This window comes from Acinetobacter sp. YH12152, assembly GCF_013418285.1.
GTDB lineage: Bacteria > Pseudomonadota > Gammaproteobacteria > Pseudomonadales > Moraxellaceae > Acinetobacter > Acinetobacter amyesii.
Genome location: NZ_VPCH01000080.1, coordinates 1 through 8,060 on the forward strand (window position 1 = coordinate 1; position 8,060 = coordinate 8,060).

Annotated in this window: 7 protein-coding genes; 2 read left to right on the forward strand and 5 right to left on the reverse strand. The window is 37.3% G+C overall.

Annotated elements, in window-relative coordinates:
- Positions 1-518 precede the first annotated feature (518 nt).
- Positions 519-1,790 carry an iron-sulfur cluster carrier protein ApbC gene (apbC, locus tag FTU83_RS16290; RefSeq protein WP_180107318.1) on the reverse strand — a complete coding sequence of 424 codons (1,272 nt, stop codon included), beginning with the start codon at positions 1,788-1,790 and terminating at the stop codon, positions 519-521.
- A 346-nt stretch (positions 1,791-2,136) separates the two neighbouring features.
- Here apbC and FTU83_RS16295 point away from each other — a divergent pair, with 346 nt between their 5' ends.
- Positions 2,137-2,475 (forward strand): hypothetical protein, encoded by a 339-nt coding sequence (locus tag FTU83_RS16295; RefSeq protein ID WP_180107320.1) that lies wholly within the window; start codon positions 2,137-2,139, stop codon positions 2,473-2,475.
- A gap of 49 nt (positions 2,476-2,524) precedes the next feature.
- Here the strand turns inward: FTU83_RS16295 and FTU83_RS16300 are convergent, their stop codons facing one another.
- Positions 2,525-2,923 carry a hypothetical protein gene (locus FTU83_RS16300; RefSeq protein WP_168379312.1) on the reverse strand — a complete coding sequence of 133 codons (399 nt, stop codon included), beginning with the start codon at positions 2,921-2,923 and terminating at the stop codon, positions 2,525-2,527.
- Between the two features lie 245 nt (positions 2,924-3,168).
- Positions 3,169-3,963, reverse strand: coding sequence for a hypothetical protein (locus FTU83_RS16305; RefSeq protein WP_180107335.1), 795 nt, complete (start codon positions 3,961-3,963; stop codon positions 3,169-3,171).
- A 171-nt stretch (positions 3,964-4,134) separates the two neighbouring features.
- On the opposite strand from FTU83_RS16305, the gene metG reads away from it, so the two are divergent.
- Positions 4,135-6,204 (forward strand): methionine--tRNA ligase, encoded by a 2,070-nt coding sequence (gene metG, locus FTU83_RS16310; RefSeq protein WP_180107329.1) that lies wholly within the window; start codon positions 4,135-4,137, stop codon positions 6,202-6,204.
- On the opposite strand, the gene FTU83_RS16315 is transcribed toward metG, so the two are convergent.
- Both FTU83_RS16315 and FTU83_RS16320 read right to left on the reverse strand, forming a co-directional pair.
- The gene (locus FTU83_RS16315; RefSeq protein WP_180107331.1) at positions 6,201-7,280 is read right to left on the reverse strand and encodes a hypothetical protein; all 1,080 of its coding nucleotides are present in this window, start codon (positions 7,278-7,280) and stop codon (positions 6,201-6,203) included. The two genes, metG and FTU83_RS16315, sit on opposite strands and share 4 nt — an antisense overlap.
- 18 nt (positions 7,281-7,298) lie before the next feature.
- Complete coding sequence (locus FTU83_RS16320; protein ID WP_180107333.1) at positions 7,299-7,814, reverse strand: hypothetical protein; 516 nt, start codon at positions 7,812-7,814, stop codon at positions 7,299-7,301.
- Positions 7,815-8,060 lie beyond the last annotated feature (246 nt).

Here is an 8,060-nt window from a genome sequence, read left to right on the forward strand (position 1 = left end):
TCGCAAGAGATGCGATGGATGTCTGATGATTTGTAGTCATAAATTTAAGTCCCCACTTGTTTCTAAGTGGGGACTAAATTAAGGCTTATAGGATGAATTCATAAGGTGTGTTCAGCGGACGCTTACTTTGTTCCTCTATATTTTTTCAATGCTAAGCCCCTTGTAACAGAGGACATTTGGCAAAAAATCTAAGACACAATGCGTTTGTACAGTTACTGCCGTTCAAAGAATTGATCCTAGCCAAAATAATAGAAATATCGTGAAAGCTATTTTGTAAAAACTAAGTACAAACGCGACATCCTTTGATATGCCTCAAGAATTTTATCCTTGGCAGACGGCTTATAATCGCAGGAAAAATAAGAAATTGTGCAAATCGTTTTTTAGATGTGTAATTCATAGACATCGTTGAATGTCTAAAGTTCAGTACTCATAATTTTCAAACACTCCCAATACCACGTTATAAAAAATCTGGCACGAGGCCAGATTTTAATACGATCAACTTAAATTTCAGTTCACCCTTAGAAAATACGGTTTTTATCTTTTTCAGCCTGAGGCAATGCATCTGCAATTTTTTGCGCAATCGCCATATAGCTTTCAGCAGCATCATCACCAGTAATCACGGATGGTTTCCCTGCATCGGCATTTTCACGAATTTGTACGTTCAGCGGTAAACGGCCTAAGAGTGGAATGTCGTATTGGGCTGAAAGTTGGTCGCCACCACCTGTACCAAAGATTTGCTCTTCATGCCCACAGTTCGAACAAATATGGGTCGACATATTTTCAACCACACCCATCACTGGGATGTGTACACGGTTAAACAACTCAATGCCTTTGGTCGCATCCATTAATGCAACGTTCTGTGGTGTCGTCACAATCACAGCACCTGTCACTGGTATACGCTGTGCAAGCGTCAACTGAATATCACCTGTGCCTGGCGGCATATCAATGACCAATACATCCAGATCAGGCCACAACGTTTGGTTAAAGAGCTGCATTAACGCCCCTGTCGCTTTCGGCCCACGCCAAGCCACTGGCGTATTGTTATCCCCAGTTAAGTGACCAATTGAAAGCACAGCCATACCATATGCTTCAATAGGAACAAATTGCTCAGCTTCAATCATCGGCGTGCGGCCTGCATTGCCGAGCATCGTTGGAATACTTGGACCATAGATGTCTGCATCTAATACCCCAACCTTTAAACCCAGCTGTTGTAATGCGAGCGCCAAATTCACAGTGGTGGTCGATTTACCCACACCACCTTTACCAGATGACACCAAAATGACATTTTTAATGCGTGGATGTTTCGGTACATCACGCTGTTGTGGAGCCGCTTTTTGAATCGGTGGATTATTCGGATCAACTTCGGCAGGTGCTTCAGGTGTTTTCGCAGACGCATCCACAACTGGAGGTAACTGACTTTTTGCAGCTGAACTTTCAGCTTTTTCTTGGCTAGAACAAATTTCGCCTTCTGCATGATGATGACCACAACCACCTTCAGATTTATGCCCTGTTTTTTGTTGAATCACATGCATATTCAGCTCGTTAATGCCGCATTTTTCCAACGCATCTGCCAAATCATCATGGATTTTTTGCAAGTCATCGGCTTCTGAAGGAAAGGTATTAATCGTGATCTGTAAGATCTGACCTTGCACATTTACCTGTGTAATACGGTCTTTTAAGGCATTATTTGAATTGGGGAGTACATAGTTTTGTAAAACCTGTTGGATTTCCTCTTCTTTCACCTCTTGGGAGGGTGAAAACACAGATTTTAGAGAAGAAAGCCACGACATTATGTTGTCTCCAAACAGGAACATCAAAAGATAATAGCGATAGTTTACCTGTTCATCTGCCCCAGAGTAAGAGGGAGATGAATGACTTATCCCTATAAGCTTATAAAATTGAGTAATTTAGTCAGCTTTCAAACAAGTTTTAAACGTGCGCCACTTAATAATGCTCTTGTAGTTGATCTATGCGGCTAAACCAAAGCCATTAAATTTTAAATTGATTACATTTCAATCATACATTTTCAGCGTAATTTCAGTCTATATTTCAATCGGTTCAATAGAATAATCATAGCGATGGATGTGCAATCTAAAGGCACATTTTGTGCTTTTAATTTTAAAAATGGGGAAAACTATGTATCAGAAGACTAACTATAACAAGTCTGTGTATAAAACGACTTTATGCGCCTTGATGCTCCTGACTTCAGCAGCCTATGCAGAAATTGCGACTGAAGCCATTCAAACACCTGACCGACAAACTGTGGCGATTGGTGATAGCCTCGATCTCATGCGCTCGCGTATGCAAGCTTCTCCGATGAAAATGGTGTCTTATCCGCTGCAAGAGAAAAATCAGCCTGCAAAATTGGCGGTAGATTACACCTATGAAATTGCCAATATGCGCTACGTGATTACCGTAGTCGATGATCAAGTCAAAAATATTAAGACTGAAAATTTAGATGGATTAAAGCAATGAAACCTAAAAAAGCCGCTCAAGATAGAGCGGCTTTTTTCATTAGACCCAATTAAGCTTGGTCATCTTTTTTAAACTTATGCAGTGTGTCAGAGGCTTTCTTTTTTAACTCGTCAAATTTCTCTGTCGCCTGCACCTTCAGTTCATCAAATTTTTCGACAGCCTCATGTTTAAGTTCAGCTGCTTTGACTTTGGCTTCATCAAATTTATGACTCGCTTCTGCTTTTAACTGCTCTAGACGGTCTTTGGTTTCTGCATGCTGTTCTGCATGTTCATGTTTGGCCTCATTTAAGGCTTTTTCACCCTCAAGCTTGAGCTCTTCAACTTTATGCTTTGCACCATCGAGTGCTTTTTCGCCTTCTAGTTGCGCCTCTTTGGCCTTGAGTTGTATGTCATCACCGAGTTCTGATGCTTTATTTTTTAAATCATTTAATGTGCTTTCTGTTGTCATCTCGCTCACCCTGTTCTCAGTTATTGTCTAACAACAATAGTTATAACGCGATTTGAAGCAGATACCTGAAATAGACGCATTTAGAAACAAATCAACCACAGGAAAACGCCATGTGATTGCCTATTTTCACAATGGCTTGATACAAATATGTATGGTCGATTTTACTCTAAGCTTTTAATTTTAAAGGATGATGTTATGCAAAGAGACCAATGCCACTCCTATGCATTGATCTCTTGAAATTAAACTTATTTGCTGACCGTACTCATAAAGCTCACTGCGGAAAACAGCCAAATAAACAGGATGAAACTCCGTCCCTGATTAAAATGCGCGACATCGGTACCATGCAAAATATTATGACGGGTCATCGCTACGGTAGAGCTGCTATCCATTTGATAGGCCGCCAATTCGGCAAAATACGGATTCAACTCATTGGCAATTTTAGATTTGTGCCAAAGGCTTTTAATTTCACTGCCTTTAAGTCCCGGTACAATTTTATAGACATCGACAAATTTAGTGCCATTTTGACTTAAGAAACCGGTTTGAATCAGCACGTCCGTCAAAATACCTTCAAGCTGTGCATATAACACAGGGATACAGCCTGCATGAATATTTAATTTATACAGTTTAAACGCATCTAAAAGTACCTGACGGCGCGCTGCTTTATGTTCACCAATATTCAAAGCATCAAAGGCTTTCAACATTTCAGTTTGGAAAAACTCGCTATTGATGACATTCAGAAAATCAAAGTCTGCATCATTTTCATGTTGATGAAGCAGTTGCCAAAAATACAATAAATTTAAAGCATCATTCGCTACTTTCATTTCTACCGGCTGATCTAATTCATCGGCCAAAATATCGAAGTAAGGCTCATCTTGTGCCAAATGACGCAGGGTTTGAATCAGTAAGGCATGCTCATCTGCAGAAATCTGTTCTAAATATTGCTGCGCATCTTTAATAATGTGATGCCCCAATTTATGACGCTGTTCATTTTGAGGAATACGAGTGATTGGCTGATCGTCATCATAGTCATCTTCATACATGGGCTTGTTACTCTTAGGCATCACAGTTATGCCCTATTATCACTGTAATTGTGTCAGCAATATAGATTTTTTTACTTTTGCAAAGATTTCACCTATTCCCTTGTGCAAGTACTGGCTATCTCATGTAAAATTACAGCCCATTGCATAAATACGAATGAGAGAGTCATATCCGTGCGTAATATTTTAGTTACTAACGCCCTTCCATACGCGAATGGCCCAATTCATATGGGTCATTTACTCGGTTATATCCAAGCTGATATTTGGGTTCGTGCCATGCGTGCAATGGGTCATAACGTGACTTATGTATGTGCGGATGATGCTCACGGTACAGCGATTATGCTACGTGCGGAAGCCAATGGTATTTCGCCTGAACAGCAAATTGCCAATGTGCAAAAAGAACATGAACGTGACTTTGCTGGCTTTAAAGTTGATTTTGACCATTACGACTCAACCAACAGCCCTGAAAACCAAGCACGCGCTTCTGAGATTTACATTAAGAACCGTGAAGCGGACAACATTGCGGTACGCCCTGTGACACAATTGTTTGATCCTGAAAAAGCAATGTTCTTGTCGGATCGGTTTATTAAAGGCACATGCCCAAAATGTAAAGCGGAAGACCAATACGGCGACTCATGCGAAGTGTGTGGTACAACATACAACGCAACTGAATTATTAAATCCAAAATCGACTTTAAGCGGTGCGACACCTGTAGAGAAATCTTCAGATCACTACTTCTTTAAACTGCCAAACTTTGGTGAATACCTGCAAAAATGGACACGTGACGAAGGTCGTCTGCCTGTGTCGATTGCCAACAAACTCGATGAATGGTTTGAAGCAGGTCTGTCTGATTGGGACATCTCACGTGATGCGCCTTACTTCGGTTTTGAAATTCCAGATGCGCCAAACAAATACTTCTACGTTTGGGTTGATGCGCCAATCGGCTATATGTCGAGCTTTGAAAACTACATCAAGACCAAACGTCCTGACCTAAGCTTTGACGATTACTGGAAAAAGGATTCTCAAAATGAAGTCTATCACTTCATTGGTAAAGACATCGTTTACTTCCACGCGTTGTTCTGGCCTGCAATGCTTGAAGGTGCAAACTACCGTACCCCAACAAGCTTATTCGTTAATGGTTTCTTGACTGTAAACGGTCAGAAGATGTCTAAATCTCGTGGTACATTCATTAAAGCAGAAACGTATCTTGAGCATTTGAACCCTGAATACTTACGTTACTACTTCGCGTCTAAACTTTCTGACAAAGTTGAAGATTCTGACTTGAACCTTGATGATTTCGTTCAAAAAGTGAATTCAGACCTTGTTGGTAAAGTGGTAAACATCGCTAGCCGTTGTGCGAAATTCATCAACACCAAGTTTGATAACAAACTTTCTGCAACGTGTGCAGAGCCTGAATTGGTACAAAGCTTTATTGATGCAGGTGCATCAATCGCTGCTCAATATGAAGCACGTGAATTCTCTGCAGCCATCCGTGAAATCATGGCGCTTGCTGACAAAGCCAATCAATATATCGATGAGAAAAAGCCTTGGGCTTTAGCGAAAATTGAAGGCGAAGAACAACAAGTTCATGACGTATGTTCTGTCGGTATTAACTTGTTCCGTCAATTGGCGGTGTACCTTGCACCAGTACTTCCTACCTTGGCAGCAGAAGTTCAAAGCTTCTTAAAATTAGAATCTTTCGACTTTGCGTCTGGTAAAACGATTTTGGTGGATCATGAAATTGCTCAATTCCAACCATTAATGCAGCGTGTAGATCCAAAAGCTGTTGCTGCTATGGTTGATGCGTCTAAAGACTCTTTAGCTGCACCTGCGGAAGCACCAAAAGCTGAGAAGAAAAAAGAGAAGAAAAAAGAGAAGAAAGCTGAAAAGAAACCTGAGCTTAAAGTTGGCGAAGCTGAAATTATCGGTATCGAAGACTTTATGAAAGTTGACTTGCGTGTGGCGGAAGTTTTAGAAGCTGCTCACGTTGAAGGTTCTGACAAACTGCTTCAATTGACTTTAAATGTCGGTGAAGCTGAGCCACGTAACGTGTTTAGCGGTATTCGTGAGTTCTACCAACCTGAAGACCTTAAAGGCAAACTGGTGGTGATGGTGGCGAACCTTGCTCCACGTAAGATGCGTTTTGGTATTTCTAACGGTATGGTTTTAGCTGCGGGTAATGGCGAAGGTGTTTGGGTGATTTCACCTGAAACTGGTGCTAAAGCTGGTGATAAAGTTTCTTAAGCTATATCTTTTAAATTAAAAGCCTCTATATTAGGGGCTTTTTTTCGTATTAATTTATTAAATAATATATCAATATCATCACTCACATAAACTTCTTTGATATTTTCCAAAGAAAAAATTACTCTTGCAGAATCGATTTCATCTGAGGTTTTTTCTATATCAAAATAAAAGTAAGGATATCTTTTTAAAATTCTTTCATTTAGAACTTCGAATTGACTGACTGCACCTAAAATATATTTATCGTCTTTAGTTCTAATAATAATTTTTTTATTTTGATAGTGTGAAGAAATTAATTCTTTGTATAAGAAATTGCTAGTAAATAAGAACTTTGATAACTGTTCAGAATTAACTTTAGTTAAAGACAATATTTCATTTCTTTTCAACACTACCGTAATATTTAATTTTTTATCAATGGCTTCACTATAATCTGTAGTAATGACCAAATCTAAATTATCTTTATCTCTATATCCACTTAATAATGGCATGAATTCAAAATCATCAGAACCCTGACTAAATCTTAAAAACATTTCTTTCCGATTTTCACTTACGACACCGATGTATACTTTTCTATCCTTCATAGTAAGCATAATAGTTCGATTTTCATAGCTTCTTGAATCTACAGTATCATCTGAAACTGCGGATAGATTTAATAAACCATCTGTAGGGTCTTCAGATATAATATTAAAAATCAAAGGGTTGTGTATATCCTTAACTTCTTTTAATATAGATTTTTTATCGTACCATGCAACTATCCTAGCGATCAACATTGCTAAAGAATAAATAAAAAACACATTAAAAGAAAAGTTTTGTTCAGAAAAAATTGTTCTAATAGATCTAAATAAGTTAATTTTTACATCATATTCATCTGAGAAAAAACAAAATATTAATATATAAAAGTTAGCTAGTAAAAAATATAAAATAGTAGAAATAAATACAAAAAAGAAACCGAAAGCAGCAGATGCAAAATATAAATGATGCCCATTTAATTTACTAAATTTATAATTAAGATAAAAGTGTTTCTTTTTAAAAAAATAACCAATAATAATCATGGGAATTAATAATAATATTCCAGACATTAAAATACTCTCACATTATTATTTAGCTTGTTTCATATTTTTAAAAAAAGAACTTAGATATTCAGCAGAGCTATTTTTTTCAACTATATCTTCGACACTTTCACTTAGTTTAAAATTTTCACTGATTTTTTTTAATTCATCAAAAACCTTATAGTTTTCTGTAATATCATCTAAAGTTTTATAAGTACTCTTTAATTCTTTTTGACAAGCTAATTCGTTTGAAGCTCTATTTAATACTTCACTATATCTTTGTGCATTTTTAAGAGATTTATATTTTTTGGAAAAAATATTTGTAGCTTCTTTTAACTTATTTAAAGTTTCTAATTCTTTCTCATAATTTGAATAAGCTAATTTCACATCATTCATCAACTCTACATGACGGTTCTGAAGCTTAAACATTTCTATTTGTTTCTGATAGTCATTAGAAATCCTTTCAGCAAGAACCTGAACTGTTTCAATATCTTTAACAGCATCATTCAGTTTTTCTGCATCTTTTAGCTTTTCAATAACATTTTTAGGAATAAAAAATGCCATCTCTATTTACTCCAGTAGAACCGAAAGCTTGATAATAAATATTATTCTACATGAAAGTTCCAAATTATAGGTAACTAATTTATTAAGCATTTATTTCCTTATAACTTAAAAAAATTAACAATAGATCTCTTTCATAAATCAAAAAACGATCTTCTTTTTGGTTAATATTTGCACTCCGGATTTCTTAGCATTCGTGCATAATCTGCGGATGAAATACATCGATTCAAACAAGCTTTCTGATCCTCA

Coding starts and splice junctions, on each gene's coding strand:
- apbC (WP_180107318.1), bottom strand. CDS start 1,790: ATGTCGTGGCTTTCTTCTCTAAAATCTGTGTTTTCACCCTCCCAAGAG.
- FTU83_RS16295 (WP_180107320.1), top strand. CDS start 2,137: ATGTATCAGAAGACTAACTATAACAAGTCTGTGTATAAAACGACTTTA.
- FTU83_RS16300 (WP_168379312.1), bottom strand. CDS start 2,923: ATGACAACAGAAAGCACATTAAATGATTTAAAAAATAAAGCATCAGAA.
- FTU83_RS16305 (WP_180107335.1), bottom strand. CDS start 3,963: ATGTATGAAGATGACTATGATGACGATCAGCCAATCACTCGTATTCCT.
- FTU83_RS16315 (WP_180107331.1), bottom strand. CDS start 7,280: ATGTCTGGAATATTATTATTAATTCCCATGATTATTATTGGTTATTTT.
- FTU83_RS16320 (WP_180107333.1), bottom strand. CDS start 7,814: ATGGCATTTTTTATTCCTAAAAATGTTATTGAAAAGCTAAAAGATGCA.